The sequence below is a fragment of the Corynebacterium sp. genome (assembly GCF_030532325.1).
GTDB lineage: Bacteria > Actinomycetota > Actinomycetes > Mycobacteriales > Mycobacteriaceae > Corynebacterium.
This window is the reverse complement of record NZ_JAUNLS010000001.1, coordinates 1-26132: the sequence shown is the minus strand read 5'-3', so window position 1 is coordinate 26132 and position 26132 is coordinate 1. Positions and strand designations below refer to the sequence as shown.

Below are 26132 nucleotides of genomic sequence, written 5' to 3'. Positions count from 1 at the left end.
ACTTCACCCTTGAGCGGAGCGACACTCGGCGCAGATGCCGAAGATCTCGGCGTCGTGGCCGGTGATCTCAAAGTCGAAGTCCGTGGCCACCTGGGTGGCCCATTTCTCCACGGCGCCGCCGTCGATTTCCTCGGTGCGCCCGCACTTGGTGCACACCAGGTGGTGGTGATGGTGCTCTGATTCGCAGTGGCGGTAGAGCGTCTCCCCGGAGGGCATGTGGAGGGCGTCGACGGCGTCGATCTCAGAGAGGGATTGGAGGGTGCGATACACGGTGGTCAGGCCCACCTTGAGCTCGCGGTCTTGCAGGGCTTTGTGGATGTCCTTGGCGGAGGAGAACTTGTCGAGTTCGCGCAGGACCTCCACGACGGCGGTGCGTTGCTTGGTGTTGCGGACGCCGAGTTTAGGGATGCTGTCGTGAATGGACATGACAACTAATTTACCAAATCATTTCCAATAAGGCCCCGATAGGGTGGGTTTAGGGCTGGGTGACGCGGGAGGCGTCGGCAAGCAAGGCCAAGACCTTCGGCGCGGCCAGGGAGTAGAGGACCTCGCGCCCCGAGCGGGTGGAGGAGACCAGGCCGGCCTGCTTGAGCACGCGCAGGTGCTGGCTGATGAGCGGCTGGGACTTGTTGGTTGCCGTGACGAGCTCGTGGACAAAGTGATCGCGCTGGGCCAGCAGCTGGATGATGGCAATGCGCAGCGGGGAGTCGAGCGCACTGATGACGGTTGCGGCCGCGGGGAGATCAAAATCCGGCGCTAGGACTTGGGCATTCACCACAGGAAACACCTTCCAACTTGAACCTGTTGATTGAGAGATATGCACATACTGTACCCGAAGAATGCAAAAATGTGTATAAAATACAATACAATTTTGTGGGGTCTCGGCGCGCGCGGATTCGCGGCACGCTAGACTAGTTCGCATTGTCCGCGACTGTCCCCCTCCAGAGGAGTCTAAAAAATTATGGCATCCGTCATTGATACCGTTGTCAGCCTGTGCAAGCGCCGTGGATTGGTTTATCAGGCAGGTGAAATCTATGGCGGTTCCCGCTCTGCGTGGGACTACGGCCCGCTCGGCGTGGAGCTGAAGGAAAACATCAAGCGCCAGTGGTGGCGCCACATGGTCCAGTCCCGCGAGGACGTCGTGGGCGTGGACACCTCCGTGATCCAGCCGCGCCAGGTGTGGGTCTCCTCCGGCCACGTTGAGGTCTTCACCGACCCGCTGGTGGAATCCCGCCACACCGGTAAGCGCTACCGCGCCGATCACCTCATCGAGGCCTACGAGGAAAAGCACGGCCACGAGCCGGCCAACGGCCTGGCAGACATCAACGATCCGGAGACCGGCCAGCCCGGTGATTGGACTGAGCCCAAGGCCTTCTCCGGCCTGCTCAAGACCTTCCTGGGCCCCGTCGACGATGAACAGGGCCTGCACTACCTGCGCCCGGAGACCGCCCAGGGCATCTTTGTTAACTTCAAGAACGTCATGACCTCGGCGCGTCTGAAGCCGCCGTTTGGCATTGCCAACATCGGCAAGTCCTTCCGCAACGAGATCACCCCGGGCAACTTCATCTTCCGTACCCGCGAGTTTGAGCAGATGGAGATGGAGTTCTTTGTCAAGCCGGGCGAGGACGAGCAGTGGCACCAGTACTGGATCGATGACCGCTTCCAGTGGTACATCGATCTGGGCATCAAGGAGGAGAACCTGCGCCTCTACGAGCACCCCAAGGAGAAGCTCTCCCACTACTCCAAGCGCACCGTGGACGTTGAGTACGCCTTCGGCTTCAAGGGCTCTAAGTGGGGCGAGCTGGAGGGCGTGGCCAACCGTACCGACTACGACCTCTCCGTGCACTCCAAGGGCTCGGGCGAGGACCTGTCCTACTTTGACCAGGAGACCGGCGAGCGCTGGATCCCCTACGTCATCGAGCCGGCCGCCGGCCTGGGCCGCTCCATGATGGCCTTCCTGGTGGACGCCTACGACGAGGAAGAGGTTCCCAACGCCAAGGGCGGCACCGACAAGCGCGTGGTGCTGCGCCTGGACCGCCGCCTGGCCCCGGTCAAGGTGGCCGTGCTGCCGCTGTCGAAGAAGGAGGAGCTGTCTACCCCGGCCCGCGAGCTGGCCTCGAAGCTGCGCGCCAACTGGAACGTGGAGTTCGATACCTCCGGTGCCATCGGCCGCCGCTACCGCCGCCAGGATGAGATTGGCACCCCCTTCTGCGTGACCTACGACTTCGACTCCCTCGAGGACGGCGCCGTGACCGTGCGCGAGCGCGACACCATGGAGCAGGAGCGCGTCAAGATTGACGAGCTCGAGGCTTACCTGGCTGCGCGTTTGGTCGGCTGCTAATGCATTACACCAGCTGGGACCGCAGCGATAAGGAGAACCCGGTCCTCCTCGTGGAGGAGGGGCCGGAGACCCTGGGCAACTTCCAGCCGCGCTCGGCCGAGGTCGAGGGTGACTTCTGGCGCCTGGACATCAATGATCTGGGGGCCTCTGCCACGCTGGGTGATGGCCGCGTGTTTTGGCTCTCCGGCAAGCTCGCCCGGGATTCCCGCCTGGAGGCCTCCCTGGACGGGCGAACCTTCTCCTTCATCAACGAGGCCGGCGGCGAGTGGATCGTCGAAGACGTCAACGGCACCAAGATTGCCCAGTTCAGCTCCAAGAACTCCGGGGTGCGCAGGGCCGTCCTGGAGTTCGAGGGCGAGGAGCGCAGCGACGAGGGCGACCTCACCCACGCCGAGGTGGCCGGCTTAAGCTGGTTCACTCGCGCCATCCTGGAGGCACGCACCCAGTCCAAGGCCCTGCCCATCATCGCCACCCTGGTGCTGTGCTCCATCGTGGCCGTTATCGCGGTGCTTATCTAGCGTCATGGCCGAGGCGCAGCAGTGGCAGTGGCGCGGCAACGAGCTTGTCGACGCCAACGGGGTGCTCATCGCCAGCGAGCTCGGCGGGGTCATCTCCATGACGGACGCCCTGCCCTCTGCGGCCCACGAGCGCTTCCTGGTGGAGAAGACCTCCCTGGAGCAGGGCTCGGTGACCTTTAGCGTGCAGGCCATGTCCGGCACCGGGCAGCTGTTTACCGCGGAGCAGAAGTACCTCACCGTGGGCACCCTGGTGGCCGATTGCCGCGGGCGGGTCTACACGCTCAAGCGCATCAACCCCTTCCGCCGCGAGCGGCGCATCCTCAACCCGCGCGGGGTGGAGGTGGCACGCACCCGGCACACCCGCGAGGGCATCATGATGACCGCCACCGCCGAGGACGCCGAGCTCCTGCCGCGGGATGCGGTGTTCATCAGCTACTGCTGCCTGCTTGTCGACGGCCCCCACCGCGCCATCCGCACCTAAGGGCGAGCCCTTTAACCAGCTCTAGAAGGAGCCGCCGCGGAAGCCGCCGCCTCCGCCGCCCCCGCCGAAGCTGCCGCCCCCAAAGCCACCACCGAAGCCGCCACCGTGGTGATGACCCCCGCCCAGCATCTGGCCAATGACCATGCCGGTGAGGATGTCGCCCGCGGTGGAGCTGGCTTGCCGGCGCTGCTGCTGGCGGCGGTAGGAATCCACGTCCTGCTGGGCGCGGTTGGCCGCAGCCTGGGCGGCGGCAACGGCCTGGCGGGCGGTGTCCAAGGCCAGGCGGGTATCCGTGCCGCGGGCCTGCAAGGCCTGGGCGTGGAGCCGTTTGGCGTCGGCCAGCGCAGTGCGGGCGGGCGCGCCCACCACACGCCCGCGGGTGGAGATGAGATCCTCCGCGGCCTGGATGGTGGACTGCGCCACCGCGAGCTGCTGCTCGAGCATCTGCAGCTGGCGGGAGTGGGTGGAGGTGGCCTCGCGGACGGCGTCGAGAAGCTCGTCGAGCTCCGAGTCGATGGAGGTCAGCTCCGTGTAGCAGGAGAGGGGATCGGCGCTGCCGTGCTGGCGGGCGCGCTCGGCGGTGCGGCTGGCGCGCGCCACCACGGCGTCCAGCGCCTCCCAGTCAGCCTCGGTGCCCTGGCGCTTGCCCTGGCTTTCTAGCTGCTGGGCCTCGGCCACCTCGGATTCCACTTCAGCAATGAGATCCTGCAGGCCGGCCTTGGCGGTGGCGATGGAGCTCTCTGCGTTCTCCACGCCGGCCAGCAGGCGGTCCGCCACCTCGAGGGCGTGCTCTGAATCCCGGATGGCGGCCACCAGGCCGCCCTGTTGGCCGGCGGGCTGGGCGGCGATCTCGCGGCCCTGGCTGAGCAGTTTTTCGGCCTCGTCGAGGGAGACCTGGGCCATCTGCGGGTTCTCCGCGATGGCCTCGAGCATCGTGGCCTCATAGGAGGCCTGCAGCGCAGCGAGCTTGTCCTGGGCCTGGGGTAGGCGGGTGCGGATGTCCACGCTGCGCTGGGTGAGCTCATCCAGCTTGGAGGAGGAGTTAATGAGCAGGTTGCGCATCTGCGCAAAATCCGCCGCCTGCTCATCGAGCGCTTTATCCGCCAGCCCACAGGAGGAGACGATCTCCACCAGCATGCGGCGGCGCTCCTCCTCGGTCTCCGGGATGGCATCATCCAGGCGCTGCTGCAACTCGAAGGCGCGGCGCAGGGTGGTGGTGGAGTGGTTCATGGCGCGGGTAAACGCGCGAGTGCGCTCCGGGCCAAACTCCGCCATGGCGATGTCCAGCTCCTCCTTGCCGCGGCGGATGGACTCATCGGTAGAGACCAGCTCCTCCTGGGCCAGCTTCTCCAGGGTGGGCAGGTCCAGGCGCTCCAGGCGCGAGGTATTACCCGGCTCGATGGCGCGGGCGGATTCCAGGGTGGCGGCGGAGTCCTTCTTGGTCTTGCGGCGCGAGGCCACGGCAATACCACCGCCGGCCAGCGCCAGGGCGCCCACGCCGCCGGCCAGCCAGCCCGCTCCAGAGCCCCCGCCTGAGCCGGAGCCAGAACCGCCGGCAGCCGCATCCACGAGGGCCGTGGCGGAGCCAGCAAAGTCATCCTCGGCCAGCTTGGACTGCGCGGCCTCGTACATGGAATCGAGCCTGCCCTGGGGCCACTCGCTGCCGGTTTGCACGCCCACCTTGCGGTCGCTGACACCCACCACGTAGACCGCGGAGTTGGGGCCCTTGTCCTCCACCACCTGGCGGGCGAAGTCCTCCGCGCTGCCCGGCAGGGTATCGGCAAAGACAATGTAGAGGATGCGGCCCTGGTTCTTCTGCAGGTCCTTGAGCTGCTCCTCCAGGGAGGAGACGTCCGCGGAGGAGAGAACTCCGGCCTCGTCGGTCACCTTGGCGGTGATGGTGGAGGCATCAGCGGCTAGAATCGTCTCGCTGGCCCAGGCCTGCGGGGCAGTGGACCCGAGGCCGATGATGAGCGCCGCGATGGCGCCGCGTCCCAAGCGTGCACAGGAGCTGGCAGAAAAAGTCATGCCAACAAGGATACCCATCAGCCCCACATGAGTCTTCAGAGTTCGCGCCGCCGCACACCCCGCCCGCAGGCGATCATCGTGCTCGGCGCTGCGCAATACGACGGCCGCCCCTCCCGCATCCTGCGCGCCCGCCTCGACGAGGCCTTCGAACAAGCACAGAGCTTTCCCGCGCCCCCACCCATCGTCACCGTGGGCGGCAAGCTGCCGGGGGACCGCTTCACCGAGGCCGGCACCGGCAAGCGCTACCTCGACCAGCGCTATCAACACAACCAGCCAGACTCCAGCGGCACAGTTATTGCGGTGGCGCAAGGCAACGACACGGTGGCCTCGCTGCGCGCAGTCTACGAGCAGCTGCCCTACCGCGAGGTGCTCATCGTGACCGATCCGCTGCACCGGCTGCGCGCCTGGCTGCTGGCCCGCGAGCAAGGGTTTGGCGCCACGGTGGTGGGGGCGCGCGGCTATCCCACGCCCACCGGGGCGCCGGCCTGGTGGCGCTACCTCGCCCACGAGGCCGGTGGGCTGGTGGTCTTTGGCATAGAGAAGCTGGCCGGGCAGCGCGTGGCCGCGGCGGTGCGTAGCGCGCTGCACCGGGTCGAAGCACTCATCCGGCCCAGCAGGCGGTTGCGCCACGAGGTGCTGCGCCACGGGGGACTGGGCCACGAGGTAGCAGGCCAGGAAGAAACGCCCGCTGACTAGGCCCGCACGCGCGGTCCGGCGCATAGACTTAAGCCCCGTGAGCTTCAACACCGGCTATGAGTACACCGCCAGCGATGCCGCCCGCCGTTTCCACGAGGGCCCCAAGGGCTCCGAATACCACAGGGGATCTCACGGGAACAACCAGGGGCACGGCGCGGATACGGCCCCCGACCACCGCGGGGTCTTTGCCAGGGATCGCGCGCGCGTGCTGCACTCGGCGGCGCTGCGCCGGCTGGCGGATAAGACCCAGGTGGTGGGCCCGCGCGACGGCGACACCCCGCGCACGCGCCTGACCCACTCCCTGGAGGTGGGCCAGATCGCCCGTGGCATCGGCTCGGGCCTGGGCCTGGACCCAGACCTCTGCGATATGGCGGGGCTGACCCATGACATCGGGCACCCGCCCTACGGCCACAACGGCGAAAACGCGCTCAACGAGGTGGCCCAGGACTGCGGCGGCTTCGAGGGTAACGCGCAGACGCTGCGCATCCTGGCCAGGCTGGAGCCAAAGGTGGTGGACGAGCAAGATAATTCCTTTGGCCTTAACCTCACCCGCGCCTCGCTCGATGCGGCCTGCAAGTACCCGCGCACCAAGACCAATCCCGACGGCAGCGTCAACCGCAAGTACGGCTGCTACGACGAGGACGCCGAGCTTCTGGCCTGGCTGCGCGAGGGCCACGAGGATCAGCGCCCCTCCATGGAGGCGCAGACGATGGACTGGTCCGATGACATCGCCTACTCCGTCCACGACGTCGAGGATGGTATCGTCTCCGGGCGCATTTCGCTGACCGTGCTCTGGGACCTGGTGGAGCTGGCCGCCCTGGCGGAGAAGGGCGCGAAGGCCTTTGGCGGTACGGCCGCCGAGCTTCTCGACGCCGCCGCCTCCCTCCGCGAGCTTCCCATCATCAACGCGGTGGGGGACTTCGACTTCTCCCTGCGCTCCTACACTCAGCTCAAAGCGATGACCTCTGAGCTCGTGGGACGCTACGTGGGCGCGACCATTGCCGCCACCACGGAGGCCAACGCGCAGCTTGGCCGGCAGCACGGCCGACTGGTGGTGCCCAAGCTCCTGCAGTCTGAGGTCACACTGCTCAAGACCATCGCGGTGCTCTACGTCATGGATGAGCCGGTGCACCTGGCCCGCCAGGACCGCCAGCGCGAGCGCATCTACCGGGTCTTTGATTATCTCTCCGCCGGCGCGCCGGGAGCGCTGGACCCGATGTTCCGCCTGTGGTGGCACCGCGCGGAGAGCGACGCCGAGCGCCAGCGCGTCATCGTGGATCAGATCGCCTCCATGACGGAGTCCCGCCTGGAGCGCCTGGCCCGTCGCACTGCGGAGTACTCCGGCTTTCTGGGCTGAGTGTCCTTTTTCGGGGCGCTGATGCGGTGTGCTTGTGCGCGCAGTCACACCAACCACAGTGGTACCGCGCGAGCGGTGGGATGCCTTCACGCGCTAAATCGAACTTTTCCGTTTTCAATAAGGGGCCTACGGTTTCATTAAAGCGGGGCGTGTCTCTATGCGGAAGGGCTACAAGGTTTCCCAGAAACTGCGGTGGTAGCGGCGGGCGAGATGGAAGAGCTCGCGCAGTTGACGGAAGGTGGCGTCGTTGAGCGTGTAGGTGGTCAGTGAGCTGGGGCGGGAGCGCTCGGCGACGACCAACCCGCCCTTCTGCAGTGCGGCGAGGTGGTAATGCACGGTGGATTGGCTTAAGCCGAAGCCCTGCTGCATCCTTTCGCTGGTCCAGCTGTGATCGTGCTTGGCGGCGAGGACGGAGAGGATGTGCAGGCGGATGGGGTTGGCTAGGGCGCGGAAGGTGTGGGCGAGGTGCTGGGCGTTATCTTCGTCAAGGACAGAGTCGGCGATGCTCATAGGGCCAATCTAGTGCGCCCACCGGACATGCGCGCGAGGGAAGGCGCCGGCCTCGCGTATGAGACCTTAATGGCAACGCTCTGAAAACGGGGAGGTTCGATTTAGGCCCGAAGGGTGTATTACTCTCCGGTTTCTCCCCGCGGGTTGCGCTGTGTGTTCTTTCCGGCTCAGCGCAGGAGGTGACTTTGGGCTAGCGCAGGAGGCGGACGTTGTTATCGTGGAGGACTTCGAGGATGGCGGAGGAGTCGGCGTCGTCAAGCAGCCATTGCGAGGCCACGATGGTGCGCACCCGGTGCTCGCGCAGGTAGTCCGCCAGGGCGTCGAGGTTGCGCGGGGCGTCACAGGCCGCGCAGCCGCGCAGCGCGCCCAGGGCGGCGTAGAAATCCACGCGGGTGTGCAGCGGCTGGGTGATGAGGACCTTGGAGTGATTATTCAGCATCGGGGATCTCGCAGAAGGAGTCGTAGTGGTCATCGGTGTAATACCAGACATCGGGATCAGTCTCTGTGCCGCCGCCGGTGACAATGCGCCGCGCCCCGCGATGCTGCGAGCCCGGAGTCTCCACGGTGTACTCGCGGTAGAAGTCCTTCGCCTCACGGGGCAGCACGCCCTCGTAGTTGCCAAAGCGCTGATTGTCATTGTCCGGGTAATCGTAGGGCCCGCCGGCAAGAATGTCCTCGGCGGTCTCCTCCGCCTCCGGTGGCAGCGTTCCCAGCGGGCAGCTCTCCAACCCGGAGACGGCAGCCACGCTGGTCTCGGCGGAGCCAGCGGCGCCGTTTCTCGTGGCAGCGTCCTGGCCGTCCTGGCCCTGGCCGTCGTGGCCAAAGCCAAAGTAGCCTCCGGCCACGACTAGAATCAGGCCGCCGAGAAGGGCGGGCCACGACTTTTTCGACGCTGCAGATGGGGCCATACCCTTCATTTTGGCAGCTATAGGGCCTAATCCCAAAAAATCTGGTGACGCGTCCGCAACTCAGAAAGCGGGGAGAATTCCCGCGCCCGGTTGCCCGCGCCACCACCCCTGAAGTGGGGGAGAAGTACTAGCCCTGCTGCTTCACGTACTCGCGCATGGCCCACTCGACGGCGTCGAGAGGCAGCTGCTCATCGGCGGCATCGCGAGCCTCACGCACCCGCGCGAGGTACTCGGCGTACTCCTCCGCGGACCAGTCCGTCTCCGAATCCAGGCCGGCGACCCGCGCGCGGTTGGAGCAGATGATCAGCGGCTTGTCATCCCCCGGCTCCTGCGGGCCGGCGAGGAAGTAGGCAATCTGGGAGGCGAACTTGGCCGGCAGGCCCGTGGCGGTGAGCGCGGCGTACTGCTCGGCCGGAGACTTGCCCGGCAGCTGGCGGATGGCCTGGATGAGCCCGTGGGCTTTGCCCTTGTTGCGTAGGAACTGCTGCAGCGGCAGCACAGCCTTGGACTGCCCGGCGCCGTAGGCAAGCACCGCGCCGAGGAAGTCGATGATCTGGTCCCGGTTGTACTCTGACTCCACGACGTCTTGGGCAAAGAGGAAGACCTCCGCGCGGGTGAGCTTGGCGGTGACGTCATCGCGGAAGGGCGGCACACGGCGCAGGTGGTGGGGCCAGCCCGTCTTCCAGCGGCGAGGGGAGAAGGTAGCAGAATCATTCATGACCTTCTTTGGGGTGGGGGATACGGCGGAAATAGCCTTGGAAATCTCAGTCATGCGCTCCATTGTGGCAGAAGCCGCGTCACCACCAACGCTGCCCCCATCCGTGCCGCGGCTACTATGTACTCCATGGCACGAGGCAGAATTCCGGAGAGTGATATCCAAGCGATCCGCGAGCGCGCGCCCATCGAAGAGATCGTGGGCGAGTACGTCCAGCTCAAGCCCGCCGGATACGACTCCCTCAAGGGACTCAGCCCCTTCAAGGATGAAAAGACCCCGTCCTTCCACGTGCGCCCCCAGCGTGGCTACTACCACTGCTTTTCCACCGGCAAGGGAGGCGACGTGTTCAGCTTCCTCATGGAGATGGAGCAGGTCTCCTTCCCCGAGGCCGTCGAGGCGGTGGCCCAGAAGATTGGCTACCACATCAACTACCAGGGCGGCAGCACCGGTGCGCGCGATGAAAAACCCGGCACCCGTCAGCGGCTCATTGCCGCGAACAAGGCCGCCCACGAGTTCTACCGCCAGCAGTTGGAGACCCCGCAGGCCGCCGCCGGCCGCGAGTTCCTGCTGGACCGCGGCTTTTCCAAGGAGATCATCTACACCTTCGAGTGCGGCTACGCCCCGGAGGGCTGGGACACGCTGACCAAGCACCTGCTGCGCATGGGCTTTTCCTTTGAGGAGCTGGAGGCCGCCGGCCTGTCCAAGATGGGCAAGCGCGGGCCCATTGACCGCTTCCACCGCCGCCTGCTGTGGCCCATCAAGGATCTCTCCGGCAACGTCATTGGCTTCGGCGCGCGCAAGCTCTTCGAGGATGACAAGCTGGGCAAGTATATGAACACGCCGGATACCATGCTTTACCACAAGTCCAAGGTGCTCTTTGGACTGGACCTGGCCAAGCGCAACATCGCCGAGCAGCACCAGGCGGTGATCGTGGAGGGCTACACGGACGTCATGGCCATGTACGCCGCCGGGGTGACCACCGCCGTGGCCTCCTGCGGCACGGCCTTTGGTGGCGAGCACCTGCAGGTGCTGCGCCGGCTCATGCTCGATGATTCCTACTTCCACGGCGAGCTCATCTACACCTTCGACGGCGACGAGGCCGGCCAGAAGGCCGCCATGCGCGCCTTCCAGGGCGAGCAGTCCTTTACCGGGCAGTCCTTTGTCTCCGTGGCTCCTGATGGCATGGACCCCTGCGATCTGCGCTTGGAGCGCGGCGACGCCGCCGTGCGCGACCTCGTGGCTGACCGCATCCCGATGTTTGAGTTTGTCATCCGCGCGGTCATCGATAAGTTCCGCATCGACACCGCCGAGGGCCGCTTGCAGGCGCTGCGCCGCGCGGTGCCGGTGGTGGCGCAGATTCGCGACGCCCCCCTGCAGCGCGAGTACGCCCGCCGCCTGGCCGGCTGGGTGGGCTGGCCTGATCCTGAGGAAGTCCTGCGCCAGGTCCAGGCCGAGGCCCGCAAGCCCAAGAAGCAGGACAAGCCGCGCTTTGCCTCCCTGGCGGAAACCACCGCCGTCAAGGCGCAGCAGGACATCCCCGTCTTCCACGTGCCCAGCCCCCGGGAGCTGCACCTGTGGCCGCAGCGTGAGGCCCTCAAGCTGGCCCTGCAGTACCCGGCGGTGGCCGGCTCCTACTTCGATGGCATTGCGGAGGACGCCTACACTAACGACGCCTACCGCACCGTCCGCCAGGCCATCGCCACCGTCGGCGGCGTGGAGGCCGGCGCGACGCTGCCCAGCGTGGAGTGGATTGCCAGCGTGGCGGGGGAGATGCTCGATTTCACCGCCCGCAACTTTGTCAGCGAGCTGGCCGTGGAGCCCATCAAGCTGGGAGAGACCGGCAGCCCCGGCACCACGCTGGAGGCCTACGCCGACTCCGTGCTCTCCCGCCTGCAGGAAGCCCGCGTGGGCAACCAGATTGCCCAGATCAAGGCCCAACTAGGCCGCATGCGCCCCGCCGACGACGAAGCCGCCTTCAACTCGCTGTTCGCCGACCTCGTCGCCCTCGAGCAAGCCCGCCGGGAGCTCAACGACCGGGCGTTTCGCGGGGTGCCGGGGGAGTAAGGGGCGCGGGGCTATTTCTTAGTCCTCATCCGGTTCGAAGATCTGGTCCTTACTCTCAATGGAGTCCGCGCTGTCCTTACGCCCGCGGCGCAGGTCCTTGACCTCACGCATGCGCGGCTCCGGATCCAGGCGGTCAGCGATGGCCTTGCGGGTGTTGCGCACCACGGACTTGGTGACGGGGGAGTTGATGGCCTTTTCGTACGCGTCCTTGATCTGGTGGTATCGCTTGCGGCCAGCCTTGGTGCCGAAGACGTATCCAGCGGCAGCGCCGACAACGAATTGGATCATGTGAAAAAGACATCCTTCCACGGCCCGGCCGGATGCCGAGCCTTGAGTTTTGGACTGGGCTGAGCTCTGATTTCCTCGCGGGACCAGAGCTGAACTACTCCTAGCCTACCGTGCTGCTCTGCGGCAGGGAATGGCAGGTATTCTGCCCAGTCTCCACCCACAAAGGGGCGGTTTCCCAAAAATATTTCGCATAAATGCCATTATTGGTTTGTCGAATACGCCTCTTTCCAAGGAGAACCATGGCAAAGCCAAAGATCATGACTGTGTACGGCACGCGACCGGAGGCCATCAAGGTTGCCCCGCTCATCAAGGCACTGGAGTCCGATGAGCGTTTCGAGTCCGTAGCCGTGTCTACGGGCCAGCACAAGGAGATGCTGGAACAGGTCAACTCCATGTTCGGCATTAAGCCGAAGCATGATCTTGGTTTGATGAAGCCGGGACAGTCCCTCAATGAGATTGTCTCCCGAGCCATTGCGGGCCTTGACGAGATTATTGAGGAAGAGCAGCCGGACATCATCGTCTCCCAGGGCGATACCTCCACCGCAATGGCCGCTGCGCTGGCCGGTTTCCACCGCGGCGTGCAGGTCGTCCACCTGGAGGCTGGCCTGCGCACCGGAAATATCTACTCGCCGTTCCCGGAGGAAGCCAACCGCAAGATCATCGGCCAGGTAGCCGAGCTCCACCTGGCACCCACCGAGGGTGCCATGGAGAACCTGCGCCGCGAGAACTTCCGTTCCAAGGACATCGTGGTCACCGGTAACACCGTCATCGACGCGCTGCTGGAGGCCGCCACCTGGGACGTGGAGTTTGAAGATGAGAAGCTGGCTGAGGCCGCTGCCTCCGACAAGCGCTTCGTGGTGGTTACCACCCACCGCCGTGAGAACATCGACGCGATGAAGGAGATTGGTGGCGCCGTTCAGGACCTGGCAAAGGCCTACCCGGACATCATCTTTGCCCTGCCGCTGCACCTGAACCCGAAGGTCCGTGAGGCCGTGCTTCCGGAGGTCGAGGATCTTCCCAACGTCATCATCACCAACCCGCTTCCGTATGACCAGTTCACCAAGCTGCAGGATCGAGCCACCATTATCCTCACCGATTCCGGCGGAGTGCAGGAGGAAGCGCCCTCGCTGGGCAAGCCGGTGCTGGTCATGCGCCACAACACTGAGCGCCCTGAGGCCGTGGTGGCCGGCACCGTGAAGCTGGTGGGCACCGACCGCAACCTCATCGTGGCTGAGGCCAAGCTGCTGCTTGACGACGACGCCGCGTACGCCGCCATGGCCAACGCCGTGAACCCTTACGGTGACGGCAAGGGCGCTGAGCGCTCCGTGGCTGCCATTGCCGAGCTGCTCGGGGTAGGCGAGCGTCTGCCCGATTTCACCGTCGAAGTTGAGCCTGACCGGGTTCCCTCCTTTGAGGAAGTAGTGGAGGAAGAAAAGCAGTAGCGGGCGAAGACCACTAGCTACCTCAAGCCGCCCACAAGCCGCCACGGGGCTCCCCAGCGAGCCTCATGGCGGCTTTTGCGTGCACAACCGCAAAGAGAACAACCACGGAACCAAAGGGCAGAATGCTCAGTCCAATAACGTATGGATTCTGGGAATATTGCGGCTTTTAAGTCCTCTACAACTAAGCCCTCTACAACGCCGTGCGCTGAAGAACCGAAAGTCGGTGCCATCGTTGTCGATTCCTGTACTTGGGACGGCAAGGCGTGGATAGCTCAAGGGCGAACGAAAGGATTCGACGGTGCCCTCATAACCCTGGCAGAACGTGCAGGCACTCAGGACGAGGCCTTGTCGCTACTCGAGGAGCGTGCATGGACACTCGTCTTCCAAGAGCACCGCTACGCCATCCATAAAAACATGACGGTGCTTGAGCTTGTCGACATTGCTTTGGCTGCGTTGCGCACAGGTGAGTTGGGCCGCCGTAACCGCATTCAGACGGTCAACATGTACCAGCGGGCACGCCGCTTCATCGTGGGTGCCAAGGGCATCCCCGGTATCGGAAACCTGCATTTGGCGGACTGCGAAACTCACGTGGTGCACGCCTGGCTCTCGCACGTGGCGCAGGAGAGCCTTGCTTCGGCGCGCCACCTGCGAATCCTGCTCCTTCATGCTTTCTCTTTAGCTGAGCGCCAAGGGCTGTCACTGTGGCCGCAGAACCCCGCGAGAAGCGCACAGCTGCCCGAATTACCGCCTTCACAACCCGTGGAGATTTCGCGCGCTGAGTTTAGTGCCTTGCTCGCACGCATCCGCGAGTGGGAGGCTAGCGGAAAGAGAACTGATCTGACTGGAATCGTGTGTTGCTTGATGGCCACAGGAATCCGGCCAGGGGAGTTGCCTGCCTTGCTGTGGGAGGAAGTGAATTTGGCGAGCACCCCGGCGACGATGTTGGTCAGCGGATGCGCGGTGCTCCAAGACGGCCGCTTGGTGCGCCAGAATGAGCCGAAGACGGCTGCAGGGTTTCGGGAGATAGTCCTCCCGGAGTGGTTCGCGGCGATGTTGCGTGAGCGCTACGACAAGCGCGACCCGGCTTGCCCGTATGTCTTTCCCAGCAAAACCGGGACCATGCTCAGCATGAGCAACATTGGCAATCGCTTCCGCCAGGCTCGTGGCGAGGAATTCAAGCACGTCAAGCTCAAGTCCTTCCGGGCTACGGTGGCCACTGTGATTGCCCGTGAGAAAGGCGCTGAGGAGGCCGCAAGGCACCTCGGTCACACCAGTCCCGCCATTACTGGCCGGCACTACATCAAGCGCGCACGGCGCACCGGTGACCATAACGACATCCTTGAGGCGTTCCGCCCGGAGCTTTAAGGGGCACACACGTAGTCACCCACGCCCGGTGTTCAAACGCGGCGCAGCAAACGAGAAAGCGACAACCTTGCTAGCCTCATGTACCCCCAGACCGAGCCTTCACGAGGCCCATCCTGCCCCGATTAGGGGCAGCGGCGAAGCACCTTAAAAAATTTTGCGTCGTGACCCGCAAACGCAGAAAAGCCGCCCGAAAAGGCGGCTTTAACTTGCTCCTCCAACTGGGCTCGAACCAGTGACCCTTCGATTAACAGTCGAATGCTCTGCCAACTGAGCTATGGAGGAATGGTTGTGCAAGGTGACGGCTATTGCTCCCTGCAACGACAGTTAACTATATAGACCGGCTTGTTTCAGAGCAAATCACCTAGTCAAAGCCATAATCGAGCTGAAATTCAGTGGGTGCGAAAATTGGAAGCTTTCTTGTTTGACGGGTTCGATGCTCTTCGTCGTCACGTTGATGTGGGTAATGTAGGATTTTTATGCTGGAACATCGTCGAATGAGAGCTGGGGCTAAAGTGAGAATTCTTCTTGTCTCACAGTACTGGTATCCCGAAAGAGGGGTGCCGCAGCGTCGTTGGCGATGGGTGGCTGAAGTGCTTTCGAGGCGTGGGAATGACTTTCTAGTCATCACGCCGCCTATTGCTGGAGAGCGAAAAATTTCGTTCGCCGAGTGGGCTTCTCGTAAAGGTTGGCGAGTGGCAAAAAGTGTGGAGTTCGGTGAGTTAGGCGAGCAAATACTTCGTTGTGGGTTTCTCCCCTCTGCATCGTCGTTGGTTCTGCGTGCTGCGGGGCAGGCCTATATTTCACTATCATCGATCGGTGTTGTATTACGGAGAAACAAGTGGCTTCGCGATCGGAAAATTGACATAGTGATTGGTACAGTGCCGACGCTGCCGACCGCGCTGTCAACATTTGTGGTAGCCAAACTGGTAAATAAACCGTACATTATTGATTTGAGAGATGCATGGCCTGAACTGCTGAAATACAGCGACCGATGGAATCGTTCTTTGGGGAAACAGTCTTTGAAGACTGTTATATTAGGCAAGCTCGTTTTCCCGTTTATAGAAAAGGGCACGGAGCGGATGCTCACGTCGGTATTGCAACACTCCGCAGGTGTATTGGTAACATCCTCTTATTTAGCAGAAGACCTAGCGCAAAATATGGGAATCTCCGCTGAAAAAATTTCAGTGTTGCGAAACGTCTTCCCCACACCAGTACGGGCCCGCGCCATCAAACAAGTTAAGTCTCCTAATAGCTTAAAGGTTTTGTACGCAGGAACAATGGGGAGGGCGCAAGGGCTGCCGAATGTCCTAGATGCAGCGCGAATTCTGCGGGATAGAGGAATAGATATTTGTTTTAAATTCATAGGTGCTGGAGTGGGAAAGCAGGAGCTGATTAGGCTTGCCCAGAAGGAAGAATTGAAAGTTGAATTCAGCGGAGCGATTCCGCCCGAGCAGCTTTATAAGGAATACGAATGGGCTGATACAGCTTTAGTACACTTGGACGATTGGCCTGCGCTCCAGCGAACGGTCCCTTCGAAGACTTATGAATTAATGAGGAATAGTGTGCACATTACTGCGGTAGCTGCTGGGGAGACCGCGGAGCTTATCCGTAAGACACAAGCTGGCTCCGTTGTGCCGCCGCGAGATCCGGAAGAGTTGGCGGATTTGTGGGAAGAATTGGCGGTAGGTACGACGATACCAACTGTCGGCTCCTCGGGAAAGAACTGGGTGGAGGAGGAACGTCAAAAGGCCGAGGAGCAGACTATTGCGACCTTCGTTCAAACAGCCCTGAGTCTCACACGAAATGAGTCTGATGCGTAATCTTTTAAAATTCGTGACTTTTACTGCCACGTTTTCACTGAACTACATTAGTAGGGATTCTCACCGATTTGTAAACCTAGTGGCGCGTCGATTTGATGTGCCACTCGACGTTCTAACAGCTCCGGCAAAGTCGTCCTTGCTCGCTCAATGCCAACCCGCAGGGCTAGAGCGTTCTCGGAATCTAGAGAAAGTCGGAGAATTTTCGCAGGCGGCTGAGGCAGTGAAGAACTCTATTGTCCTCAAACCTAGGCGTCGATCTTTGCATTTTCGTGCGGAACATCTCGACCACGCAGTAGATTTGTTTCGACGTATTGAGTTGGAGAAGGCCCAAGGCTCTCCAGGGCCTGACAAGACCGCTCGTGGCGGTATTAAGGTTCTTCACCTCGTGAACAACTGTCGACCCTTCACGACTTCTGGCTACACTTTCCGCTCATCAAAACTATTTGAAGCTCAAGCGGCAAGCGGAATGGAGCCGTGCGCACTGACAAGATACGGCTACCCCTTTTCAATAGGAAAATTTACGCGAAAACCTAAGACAACGGTAGAAGGGGTAACTTACTTTCATCTGACACCTTGGCTTTTCGAAGAAGCTCCGTTCGGTCGTCAGGAAGCCATGGTCAGGGCTATCAAACAAATTGCGAGAATTGTTCGGCCTAACGTCATCCACACCACGACTCCCTTCTCAAACGGACTAATTGCGGGGGAAGCTGCGCGCAGGCTGAATATACCCTGGGTCTACGAAGTTCGAGGCGAACCCGAGGCGACATGGCTCTCCAAGTTCGAACCCAGCCTTTATAAATACGCGGAGAAATCAGAGTACTTTCTGAAGGCTCGTGAAGCTGAAATTGCATGTATGCGGGCTGCCGATGCCGTTATTTCATTAAGTGAAACGCAACGAAATACCCTCGTTCAGCGAGGAATTGCCAAAAACAAGATAACTGTCATCCCGAACGCAATTGACGGGGGCGAAACAGAGCGTACATTCAGTCAAAGTAACCTGCGGCTTGAACTTGGCCTTCCAGAAGAGTCAAAGCTGATAGGTACGGTTACTTCACTTGTGAGTTATGAGGGCTTAGATCTGCTTCTCGAATTGATAGCGCGAAATTCGAAGCTCGTTGGTGTAATTGTAGGAAAAGGTGAGGATCTGCCTAGACTAAAAGAGATCGCACAAGAGTTAGGAATTGCGGATCGTGTCTTTTTCCCCGGCGAGATCGCAAACGACCAAGTATGGAAATGGTACGGAGCGATCGACGTATTTTGCATCCCAAGGATTGATTCTTGGGTAACGAGAAATGTGACCCCCCTAAAGCCCATGCAGGCGATGGCCCTAGGGGTCCCAGTGGTAGCTTCGGATCTTCCAGCTTTGCGCGAAGTGACGCAGGAGCGAGAATACTACTTTGAACCGGGAAGTATCGACAGCTTTGCTGACTGTGTGGCCGCGGCGCTTAGCGAAAATCCCGATGAGCGAAACAATCGAAGAGAAGCCGTGAAAACTAAAACATGGCAGAAAGCCGCAAGAAAAACGAGAGTCATTTATGAAAGCATAATCTGAGATGGCTTCTCTAAGTACTTTGCTACTTCCCTGTCGAAGAGAATAGTGGCTTTGGTTATGTCATCTTTTCGATTCTGAATTAGTTCATTTGCCCTCTCCTGCATACCGTCGGCGACATTTCGTGACCAGGATAAATATGTCTTCGTAATAAATTCCGTATCTCCATCTGCGATCATTTCGCCTTCATGCAGCCAAATTGCCCGATTGCAGAACTTCCGAATAGTTGATGAACTGTGTGACACAATAAATACCGTTCCAGCCGCCTCAAGAAAACCACGCATGCGCTCCTCAGCCTTTTCAGTGAAACTACTATCACCAGTCGATAGGGCCTCGTCTACCAAAAGAATTTCGCGCCTGACTGCCGTAGCGATACCAAACTTCAAGCGAGCTCGCATGCCAGATGAAAAAGTCGCAATCGGGCGGCCGATTGCTTCCTGCAACTCAGTCCATTCTAGAATGTCTGGAATCAGTCCCGCCGCCTTCTCATTTGAAAGACCCATTGCCATCAAACCAAGACGGATATTTGTCTCTGCATCCAATTGATTTTGAAGCGCAGCATTTACGCTAAGGAGCGTCGGTTTGCCTGATACTAAGACATCGCCTGTTGTTGGTGCTTCGGCGCCCGAAAGCAGACGCATCAAGGTGCTCTTGCCTGAGCCGTTCTTGCCGATGACGCCGATGCACTGGCCTCTTCGCGCCACCAAGTTTATATCGCGAAGAGCTGGTACCGAAATATTTCCTTTTTGCCACGGAAGCGCCTTCCTTCCGCCCTTCCCAACCATGAAAGTCTTTGAGACGTCTCGAGCTACTACAGTAGCGTTCTCAACTGGCAACATACCTATTCTCCGCTTGCCAAAAATACAATATACCGATAGTAGAAAGGCCGATAGTCCAGACGGACAAGTAAGTCCAAGTAGCCAAAGAAGGCAACTGGCCGTCTAGGACAATCTGGCGCACGCATTGTAAAAAAGTATAAATCGGATTGTACTCGACGATCTTCTCTACCTGCGTGTTAGAGCTGAACCTTTCGACAGAGTAGAAGACACCGGAGATAAAAAACAATCCTCGGGTGAACACATTTAAGATGGACTTCAGATCGGGGATGAAAGCAGTCGCTCTCGCAACTATGAATGTTAGCCCAATATTGAATACTGAGATCAGTATATATAAAGGTATCAAGCCAAATATGGAGAAGTTTGGAGGATCTTTAGGTTGTAGTAGCAGGGCGAAGATGACTGCGACCGTTGCTGGGGCTAAGTTGTCGATAAACTGTCGAAGATTGAGGGAAAAAACTAAAGAAGCAGCAGGAAAGCTGAAAGTGGAAAGAAAGCTTCTGGATTTCTGAATTAGGTTTACGCCGCCGTTTAAGCCTTTGCTAAAGAATCCGAAGTAGATAACGCCGATCGTTAGAAACCCTACGAAATTGTCGATACCTCGGGTGGTCTTGAGAATCACTCCAAAAACCAAAGCGTACACCGCGACCTGGAATGCAGGATTTAGTAGTATCCAGAATTTCCCAAGAAATGTTCCATTTCCCGTATTGAAAGCGCGACTTTTTGCGTCAAGCAAGATAAAGTGGCGACGGGACCAAATTAAGCCGATATATGAAATAAAACCTGGCCGAGTGAAAACTGGATGAAGATGGCTGCTGTCGACGAGTAGTGTTTCTTCAGTCTTACTATTCATTGATTCGCTTCTTTTTCGTAAATGTCTATGTAAGCTGCACATAACGTGCACTGCATCATTTGGCTGTTTCCGCTAAAAGTAAAAGCCGTCTTGGAACGCCGTGTGTGTTCTTGTATGGCAAAAGGTGCGACAAGGAATTTCTGTCTTCGGGCAAGACTCGACTCCATTGATCGACTATACTTCCCTGAAGTTATGGATCAATTAACCGGGATGTGGAAAGCCGAGGAGCGATGAAATACGGGAAAAAGATTTGGGGTAGGATACGCAATTCGGAAGCTGCGGGCAAGGTTGTTTCGCCAGCTTACCGCTTCTTTGACATCGCAAACACCTCGGGCAGTTTTGTATCATCGCGAGGATGGAGCTCGAGGCTCTTGAACCCTCCAAGAGTTTCTGTGGATACACTGGGGCGAACCGAGGTAACCCTTTCCGATGACGGGCCGGTTTACTTGGTGAACAACGGCACCGACCGTGATTTTAAGAAGTTGGGCAGAAGTTCTGGTTTCGAAACCCAGGGCGCAGAACGTATTGGCGTGCAGGTTTCGGTCTCAACGACAACAAATGTCCGCTGCACTGTCGTTATTTTGGAATTTGATGCTACGCGGAAGCGTATCGGTGAAGCTACGCTAGCTCCGAGTCGCGGTGCACTTGTGCGGCTCAACCCAAACACAAAGTACATTCTGCCGTGTCTTAGGTTGGTTGGCCGAGGGGAGATCTCAGTCAACTGGATCTCGATGGACTACTCCCGAGTGCAAGGTGAACTCGGTGAGGGTAAGGTCACTCAAATTCACGACTTGAAACGCGCGGGATCTCCTAAGCTTAGGGAGCTTTTTGAGCGTCTCGATAGCACCGAAGCAAACCTCAACATCGTTAGAGATGAGCTACTTGCTTTAGAGTTGCAGGGAGGAGATATTTCAGGTGCGGCAGAGCCCCGTTCGACGGTGGTTTCAGCTCGTTCGGATGGGCCTATTTCGGCCGCACGCGAAGTGATGGTGCGCGAGGTGCTCAGCGAGATGGCGGCGTCGTTGCCGACCTCTAACGGCTCTCGGCACTATCATAAGATTTCCGCTCGTTTGGGTATCATAACTGACGAGTACATGTACAATTTTTATAAAGATGCTTTTGAAGAAGTCATCTATCTTACCCCGGAAAATTACTCACGGCAGCTGGAGGATACCCCGGTCGACGCCATCCTTTACGTGACGTGCTGGAAAGGACTATCTGACGAGGAGTGGAAGGGTGTTAAGTTCAGGGAAAAGCCTGCTACTGCACTAGACGGTATCTTACATTGGGCTAAGAGGCACGATGTTCCTACAATTTTTCAATCGATCGAGGATCCATCGAATTCTGACTACTTTCTGCCCATCGCAGAGAAGTTTGATCATGTGTTTACCTCCGACGCGAATATGATCGCGAAGTACAAACACGAGCTCGGCAATGAAAACGTTTATTACGGTGAATACGGGGCTAATCCAAAGGTAAACAATCCGATTGGAACTTGGCGGCACAACTTTAATCGTGCTTTTTTGCCGGTTCGTACCCCGAGCGTTATGCAGAGCGCACCCGGGATATGAATACGATTTTCGAGTCAATCCCGAACCGAGCCAGGCACCTACTTATCTTGGACAGGAACTTTAAGTCTGGCCAACTTGAATTTCCTCAAGCTTTCCAAGAGAGCATCGTGGGACCTGTGCCTCATGCATTGTTACAAAACATGCATAAGCTTTTTAAGTACAGCTTGAATTTCAATTCGATTAAAACTAGCCCAACCATGTGCGCGATGAGAGTTTACGAGCTACAAGCACAGGGAAAACCGGTAATTTCGAACTATGCTCGCTCAGTTTTTAACAAGTTCCCTGAGATGCGAATAGTTCCGGAAGTTACCAAACTGCGGGCGTTTGACGGGGAAGCGAACTTCTTGGAGGAATTGCAAGTTGCCAACGAGCTTCTCGTTGACTCGCAGTTGCGGTTGAATAGCTTTGCGGTGGTTAGTTCCATGTGCCGTGCTGTTGGTTTGCCGGAAGCCGACGAGCGCTCTTCGAAAGTGCTGTTATATGCCGTTGACGGCATCGATGTTGAGGGCTTTAAAGCAAGGCAAGAATTCGCAGAAATCGAAGTCGCAAAGAGCGAAGCCGAGTTCTTGCGTCTCGTTGCAGATGGTAACTACGGATATGTTGGGGCGATTTCGCAGCAATATGCATATGACAAATACTATGTAGCCAGTAAGCTGGCGGGGTTCGTGTACACCGATTCCGATTTCATCAGCCAAGATGTTTGCTTCTCAGATGGCGAGTACCGTCGCGGCCGGGTACATGAATATGAGAGTCGTGCGACGGATCGCTGCTTGACAATCCTCGACGCTTCAAGTGAAGGTGCTGAAGAGTTCGTTCTCGGCGAGCTGTCGGAATTTCATGGTCAGGGGTATTTCGCTGATCCATTCGGTGTTGGCTATTCAAACTATGTCGCTGCTGTGAGTGAAGCCAAAAAGGTTGAAGAGAAAGCGCTGACTATCATTGTTCCTGTCTTCAACAATGGACGATTCTTAAAAGCGAAATGCATGGCAAGTATTAAACGAGACCCGAACTGGCGGAGCTTTAAAATCTTGCTGATTGATGATGGATCAACCGACAATGAAACCATAGATATTTGTCGCGAGATTGCTGCCCATTATGAAAATGTAGAATTTCATGGGTTTTTCGATGGAGGAAGCGGAACTGCATCGCGTGCTCGAAATCGGGGCTTGGAGTTGGCAAAAACCGAGCTTGTAACTTTCTTGGATCCGGATAACGAGATTTCGGAAGCGGGATACAGCAAACTTCTTGACCACTACCATTCTGTTCGAAGCAATGGGAACTTGTGTGACCTCGTCTCAGGCTTCCAGGTGAAGGTTGGCCGTGAAGTGAAGTGGACCGGTCGGCATACTGAAAAGGAGCCGACACTCGTTGCAGACGCAAAGGAGTCCTTTTTTGATCGGGGGAAGTTCCCCGTTGTTTCTTCGCAGGCATCTGTGATGAGAAAAGATTTGCTGGAGAAAAACGGCGTAAAGTTTGTGGAGGGTGCCGCGGGACAGGACACACTTTTTGGGTGGGAAATCCTTTTCTATGCTGTTAATCCGCTTTTTGTGAGTGATGCATACATTATTTATTACGCGGAACGTGACGGCTCTGTGACAAACCGCGTAACGGAGGACTACTTCAAGCGTTGTTTGACGTTGGAGAAACGCCAGGTAGCGGCTCTGAAGGAGATGGGAGTTTACGACGCGTACGTTACAAATCAATTTGATTCCTTCATGCGCAATTGGTACATGAAGAAGCTCGAAAACGTCGACTCCGATGGACTGGCGAGTGCAATACAGATTCTCGCGGAGATCTCTCTGTTGTATGGTAAAGAGCCTGCAGATTATGGACTGAAATAACTACATCGGAAGGTAAGGAAAAATGACGAGGAAGAAGATCCTGTTGGTGGGTTTTTTCGGGTGGGGGAATTTTGGAGATGAGCTGTTCCTTGAGACTCACCGCCAGCAGTTGGGTGAAGACTACGAGCTTATCGTGGCGAATGACCTGACCAAAGCTCCGTACTTTAGTCGTCCGGTTGCGGAGATCGTATCCGAAGTGGATGCAGTCCTTATCGGCGGTGGCGACTTAATCAATCCAGTGAATGTATCTGGACTCTACTGGTGTGAAGAGTTTTTGGAGAAACCAGTGTTTGTATTTGGCATTGGAGTGCCAAATACGCGACGTCAAAAAGATTCCACCATTGCGTACTATCGGAGTTTTATGCAACATGAAAACTGCAAACTGGTCGTTGCCCGTGACGTAGAAAGCTACAACTGGTTGGAATCCAACTTGGGGCTGGGCGACAAATTGACTTGGCATCCAGACCCGGTCTGTTCCTACAAGCGACCAGCAAAGCGAAAGTCGCATGAAAAGACTTTGGGTGTTGTGATGCGTGAACACCGTTCTCTTAGTCAGGACATGTCCCCTGTTCAAAGGCTCATTGAAGAGGCCCGACGGATGGACTACAAGGTAAAGCATATTGTCCTGGCAAATCAGGAGCTAGGCAGGGCGGACTATGAGCGTGCGAAAATAATTGCATCTGAGGGAGATGAGATTGTCTATACGGAAGATCTTAACGAGATGTGCGCTGAGATCTCTTCCCTTTCGGCTCTGGCCTCAATCAAGTTCCATGGAATGATTGTCGCAGCAATGTACGGTGTACCTACCATCGCGATGTCTGTGACACCGAAAAACCGAAACTTTCTAAAGATGATTGACCGCTCTGAAATGCTGCAAAGCTATACGCATCCAGAGCTTTACAAACGGCTGTCGTGGTACCCGGCGAGAATTTCACCGCAAACACGCTACTGGTTGTTGAGGGGATCACGTGCAGGGTACGAATTGCTAAAGAACGAGATCGCAAAGGCGATCGCGTAGGTTCGATTAATCGGTCGTCGGCATTTCTAAGGAGGATTTAACATGCACATTTCATTTGTAGGGTTAGGCTATATTGGGTTGCCTACAGCTGTCGTTCTTGCGAACGCGGGTCATGACGTCACAGGAGTTGATATCAATGAATCCAATGTAGAGAAGATCAACAAGGGCGAGGTTACAATTGTCGAGCCTGGACTCGAGGGCGCGCTTAATGAGGCATTAGAGAGCGGTCGTTTTCGTGCCACAACGGAGCAAGTGCACGCCGATGCATACGTCGTTGCCGTTCCAACTCCGTTCCAGTCCGATCACTCCGTGGACATGACCTATATTTATGCAGCAGCCGAGGGGATCGCGCCGCATTTAGAAGGGGGCGAGCTCATTGTATTGGAATCGACCTCTCCGCCGCGTACGACAGAAAAGATGGCAAGGCGGATCTTAGACCTGAGGCCGGATCTCCGTGCTGATGTTGTTGACGCTGAAGCAGCGAATGATGCGCTTTTGTTTGCCCATTGCCCGGAACGTATTCTTCCTGGCCGCGCTCTGGAAGAGCTTCGCAGTAACGACAGGATTATCGGTGGCATGACACCGAGGGCTACGGCGGCAGCGCGAGAAGTTTACGGGTCATTTTGTGAAGGCGAACTGCTAGAGAGCAATGCTATTACCGCCGAAATGGCCAAACTGACTGAGAACTCGTTCCGCGACGTTAACATTGCTTTTGCTAATGAGTTGTCAGTGATTGCTCATGACCTAGGCGTCGATGTTTGGGAGTTGATTTCCCTCGCGAACCATCATCCACGCGTAAACATTCTGCAGCCGGGTCCCGGCGTCGGCGGCCACTGCATTGCAGTCTATCCCTGGTTTATCGTCGCAGCTGATCGCGAAAACTCCAAGCTGATTCGGACTGCAAGAGAAGTGAATGACAGTAAACCTCTCTGGGTGATTGAGAGGGTGAAGGAAGCTATAGCTGCAACTGGAGCGACCGAGCTTGCGATTTTAGGGCTGTCTTTCAAAGCGAATATTGACGATCTTCGTGAGTCTCCGTCATTGGCCATCGCAGAGTCTCTGGCAAATGAACTTCCCGATGTCCGCCACCATGTGGTGGAGCCAAATATACATCACTTACCGGCCAGATTGGCTGGCTTTCCAAATGTCACCCTGAGCTCCATTGATGATGCCGTTTCGGCTTGTAAGGTATGCGTGTTGTTGGTGGATCACGATGAATTCCGCTATATTCCTCGAGAGATGCTTTCAGGGAAGACGGTGATCGATACAAAAGGAATCTGGCGGTAGTGGTGAAGTACAGAAGCCGATGAGTTGTAGCCCTAGGTGCTCTGCGGGTTCTGCAGTTGAGCTGGTTTCGGAATAGAGCAGAATGCCTTAGGGGCTCTCTACTCGTATATCTCTATCCCGGGTTGCGGTTAAGGAAGAATCTTAAGGCTGTGCTTTGTGTCTAATTCCTTGAACTCGGCTGTTACTACCTGAGGTCCAGCTTGGCTGTGCTGACACTCATCGTGTGACTGGGGGGGGCTTATCTAGCTTTGCTCGAGCTGGTGCGGCTCGAATCTTCGCCTGCAAAGTGAAAAGTGAACTGCCGCAGGTTCGGCTTTCCTTCGTAGAAAGGGAAGACGGGGCATGACGAAAATGCTGATGAGGAAGCGAGGAGGGGGTAGATTGCGCGAAAGCTCGGCGGCTCGTGTCGTACAGCACGTCAAGGGGGGCAGTAATCCCTCGTAATGGGACTGTTTTCTGCACGGCCTTGGGCCTTCAAAATTGATCGCTCATTGGTGATGATGTGCCCTGTGTCATCATTGTGACGTCTACTGGCATTCTTGGGGCGCCGTTCTATCAGACAGGCTGCTGACTCGACAACGCTGGGCGGTGGTCAAGTCCTGGGTAGTGGTGTATCTGGTTTCGAATCTTGGTGATTAGTTGTG

24 protein-coding genes and 1 tRNA gene are annotated in these 26132 nt (G+C 58.2%); 14 read left to right on the top strand and 11 right to left on the bottom strand.

Going from position 1 to position 26132, the window contains the following annotated elements:
- Positions 1–3: 3 nt before the first annotated feature.
- Complete coding sequence (locus Q4E25_RS00125) at positions 4–426, bottom strand: Fur family transcriptional regulator (RefSeq protein ID WP_303152704.1); 423 nt, start codon at positions 424–426, stop codon at positions 4–6.
- A 49-nt stretch (positions 427–475) separates the two neighbouring features.
- A complete protein-coding gene (locus Q4E25_RS00120; protein WP_303152702.1) occupies positions 476–778 on the bottom strand; it encodes a helix-turn-helix transcriptional regulator in 303 nt (100 codons plus the stop codon).
- 183 nt (positions 779–961) lie between these two features.
- Between Q4E25_RS00120 and Q4E25_RS00115 the strand changes: the two genes are divergently transcribed.
- Genes Q4E25_RS00115 through Q4E25_RS00105 form a run of 3 tightly spaced genes read left to right on the top strand, consistent with a single transcriptional unit; the run spans position 962 to position 3340 of the window.
- Positions 962–2341, top strand: coding sequence for a glycine--tRNA ligase (locus Q4E25_RS00115; protein ID WP_303152701.1), 1380 nt, complete (start codon positions 962–964; stop codon positions 2339–2341).
- Positions 2341–2859, top strand: a complete 519-nt coding sequence (locus Q4E25_RS00110) for a hypothetical protein (RefSeq protein WP_303152700.1) — start codon at positions 2341–2343, stop codon at positions 2857–2859. Before Q4E25_RS00115 ends, Q4E25_RS00110 begins: the two co-directional genes overlap by 1 nt.
- A gap of 4 nt (positions 2860–2863) precedes the next feature.
- Complete coding sequence (locus tag Q4E25_RS00105; RefSeq protein WP_303152699.1) at positions 2864–3340, top strand: hypothetical protein; 477 nt, start codon at positions 2864–2866, stop codon at positions 3338–3340.
- Positions 3341–3361: 21 nt separating this feature from the next.
- On the opposite strand, the gene Q4E25_RS00100 is transcribed toward Q4E25_RS00105, so the two are convergent.
- A complete protein-coding gene (locus Q4E25_RS00100) occupies positions 3362–5368 on the bottom strand; it encodes a TPM domain-containing protein (RefSeq protein ID WP_303152698.1) in 2007 nt (668 codons plus the stop codon).
- Between the two features lie 27 nt (positions 5369–5395).
- On the opposite strand from Q4E25_RS00100, the gene Q4E25_RS00095 reads away from it, so the two are divergent.
- Together Q4E25_RS00095 and Q4E25_RS00090 are read left to right on the top strand one after the other, a co-directional pair.
- A complete protein-coding gene (locus Q4E25_RS00095) occupies positions 5396–6064 on the top strand; it encodes a YdcF family protein (RefSeq protein ID WP_303152696.1) in 669 nt (222 codons plus the stop codon).
- 37 nt (positions 6065–6101) lie between these two features.
- Entirely contained in the window at positions 6102–7421 is a 1320-nt protein-coding gene (locus Q4E25_RS00090) for a deoxyguanosinetriphosphate triphosphohydrolase (RefSeq protein ID WP_303152694.1), read from the top strand.
- 168 nt (positions 7422–7589) lie between these two features.
- Here Q4E25_RS00090 and Q4E25_RS00085 read toward each other — a convergent pair whose 3' ends face one another.
- The 4 genes from Q4E25_RS00085 to Q4E25_RS00070 all read right to left on the bottom strand — a co-directional run bounded on the left by Q4E25_RS00085 (position 7590) and on the right by Q4E25_RS00070 (position 9611).
- A complete protein-coding gene (locus Q4E25_RS00085) occupies positions 7590–7931 on the bottom strand; it encodes a helix-turn-helix transcriptional regulator (RefSeq protein ID WP_303152692.1) in 342 nt (113 codons plus the stop codon).
- A 190-nt stretch (positions 7932–8121) separates the two neighbouring features.
- Positions 8122–8370, bottom strand: coding sequence for a hypothetical protein (locus Q4E25_RS00080; protein ID WP_303152690.1), 249 nt, complete (start codon positions 8368–8370; stop codon positions 8122–8124).
- The gene (locus Q4E25_RS00075) at positions 8360–8839 is read right to left on the bottom strand and encodes a ribonuclease domain-containing protein (RefSeq protein WP_303152688.1); all 480 of its coding nucleotides are present in this window, start codon (positions 8837–8839) and stop codon (positions 8360–8362) included. The genes Q4E25_RS00080 and Q4E25_RS00075 overlap by 11 nt, the downstream gene beginning before the upstream one ends.
- Positions 8840–8966: 127 nt before the next feature.
- Positions 8967–9611 (bottom strand): hypothetical protein, encoded by a 645-nt coding sequence (locus tag Q4E25_RS00070; RefSeq protein ID WP_303152687.1) that lies wholly within the window; start codon positions 9609–9611, stop codon positions 8967–8969.
- Positions 9612–9683: 72 nt separating this feature from the next.
- Between Q4E25_RS00070 and dnaG the strand changes: the two genes are divergently transcribed.
- Positions 9684–11618 (top strand): DNA primase, encoded by a 1935-nt coding sequence (gene dnaG / locus Q4E25_RS00065; RefSeq protein ID WP_303152685.1) that lies wholly within the window; start codon positions 9684–9686, stop codon positions 11616–11618.
- 18 nt (positions 11619–11636) lie between these two features.
- Here the strand turns inward: dnaG and Q4E25_RS00060 are convergent, their stop codons facing one another.
- Positions 11637–11906 carry a hypothetical protein gene (locus Q4E25_RS00060; RefSeq protein ID WP_303152683.1) on the bottom strand — a complete coding sequence of 90 codons (270 nt, stop codon included), beginning with the start codon at positions 11904–11906 and terminating at the stop codon, positions 11637–11639.
- Between the two features lie 239 nt (positions 11907–12145).
- Between Q4E25_RS00060 and wecB the strand changes: the two genes are divergently transcribed.
- Together wecB and Q4E25_RS00050 are read left to right on the top strand one after the other, a co-directional pair.
- Positions 12146–13348: a non-hydrolyzing UDP-N-acetylglucosamine 2-epimerase gene (wecB, locus tag Q4E25_RS00055; protein WP_303152681.1), complete on the top strand. Its 1203-nt coding sequence runs from the start codon at positions 12146–12148 to the stop codon at positions 13346–13348.
- A gap of 141 nt (positions 13349–13489) precedes the next feature.
- Positions 13490–14713: a site-specific integrase gene (locus Q4E25_RS00050; protein WP_303152678.1), complete on the top strand. Its 1224-nt coding sequence runs from the start codon at positions 13490–13492 to the stop codon at positions 14711–14713.
- Between the two features lie 209 nt (positions 14714–14922).
- Here Q4E25_RS00050 and Q4E25_RS00045 read toward each other — a convergent pair.
- Positions 14923–14995 (bottom strand) — tRNA-Asn (locus Q4E25_RS00045).
- A gap of 194 nt (positions 14996–15189) precedes the next feature.
- Between Q4E25_RS00045 and Q4E25_RS00040 the strand changes: the two genes are divergently transcribed.
- Positions 15190–16533, top strand: a complete 1344-nt coding sequence (locus tag Q4E25_RS00040; RefSeq protein ID WP_303152677.1) for a glycosyltransferase family 4 protein — start codon at positions 15190–15192, stop codon at positions 16531–16533.
- Positions 16534–16546: 13 nt separating this feature from the next.
- Positions 16547–18085: a glycosyltransferase gene (locus tag Q4E25_RS00035; protein WP_303152675.1), complete on the top strand. Its 1539-nt coding sequence runs from the start codon at positions 16547–16549 to the stop codon at positions 18083–18085.
- On the opposite strand, the gene Q4E25_RS00030 is transcribed toward Q4E25_RS00035, so the two are convergent.
- Together Q4E25_RS00030 and Q4E25_RS00025 are read right to left on the bottom strand one after the other, a co-directional pair.
- Positions 18067–18921 carry an ABC transporter ATP-binding protein gene (locus tag Q4E25_RS00030; protein ID WP_303152674.1) on the bottom strand — a complete coding sequence of 285 codons (855 nt, stop codon included), beginning with the start codon at positions 18919–18921 and terminating at the stop codon, positions 18067–18069. The genes Q4E25_RS00035 and Q4E25_RS00030 overlap by 19 nt on opposite strands.
- Positions 18908–19771, bottom strand: coding sequence for an ABC transporter permease (locus Q4E25_RS00025; RefSeq protein ID WP_303152673.1), 864 nt, complete (start codon positions 19769–19771; stop codon positions 18908–18910). The genes Q4E25_RS00030 and Q4E25_RS00025 overlap by 14 nt, the downstream gene beginning before the upstream one ends.
- 230 nt (positions 19772–20001) lie before the next feature.
- On the opposite strand from Q4E25_RS00025, the gene Q4E25_RS00020 reads away from it, so the two are divergent.
- The 4 genes from Q4E25_RS00020 to wecC all read left to right on the top strand — a co-directional run bounded on the left by Q4E25_RS00020 (position 20002) and on the right by wecC (position 25488).
- Complete coding sequence (locus Q4E25_RS00020; RefSeq protein WP_303152671.1) at positions 20002–21342, top strand: hypothetical protein; 1341 nt, start codon at positions 20002–20004, stop codon at positions 21340–21342.
- A gap of 140 nt (positions 21343–21482) precedes the next feature.
- Positions 21483–23183 carry a glycosyltransferase gene (locus Q4E25_RS00015; protein WP_303152669.1) on the top strand — a complete coding sequence of 567 codons (1701 nt, stop codon included), beginning with the start codon at positions 21483–21485 and terminating at the stop codon, positions 23181–23183.
- Positions 23184–23205: 22 nt separating this feature from the next.
- Positions 23206–24201: a polysaccharide pyruvyl transferase family protein gene (locus Q4E25_RS00010; RefSeq protein WP_303152667.1), complete on the top strand. Its 996-nt coding sequence runs from the start codon at positions 23206–23208 to the stop codon at positions 24199–24201.
- A 42-nt stretch (positions 24202–24243) separates the two neighbouring features.
- Positions 24244–25488, top strand: a complete 1245-nt coding sequence (wecC, locus tag Q4E25_RS00005) for a UDP-N-acetyl-D-mannosamine dehydrogenase (protein WP_303152665.1) — start codon at positions 24244–24246, stop codon at positions 25486–25488.
- The last annotated feature ends 644 nt before the right edge of the window (positions 25489–26132 follow it).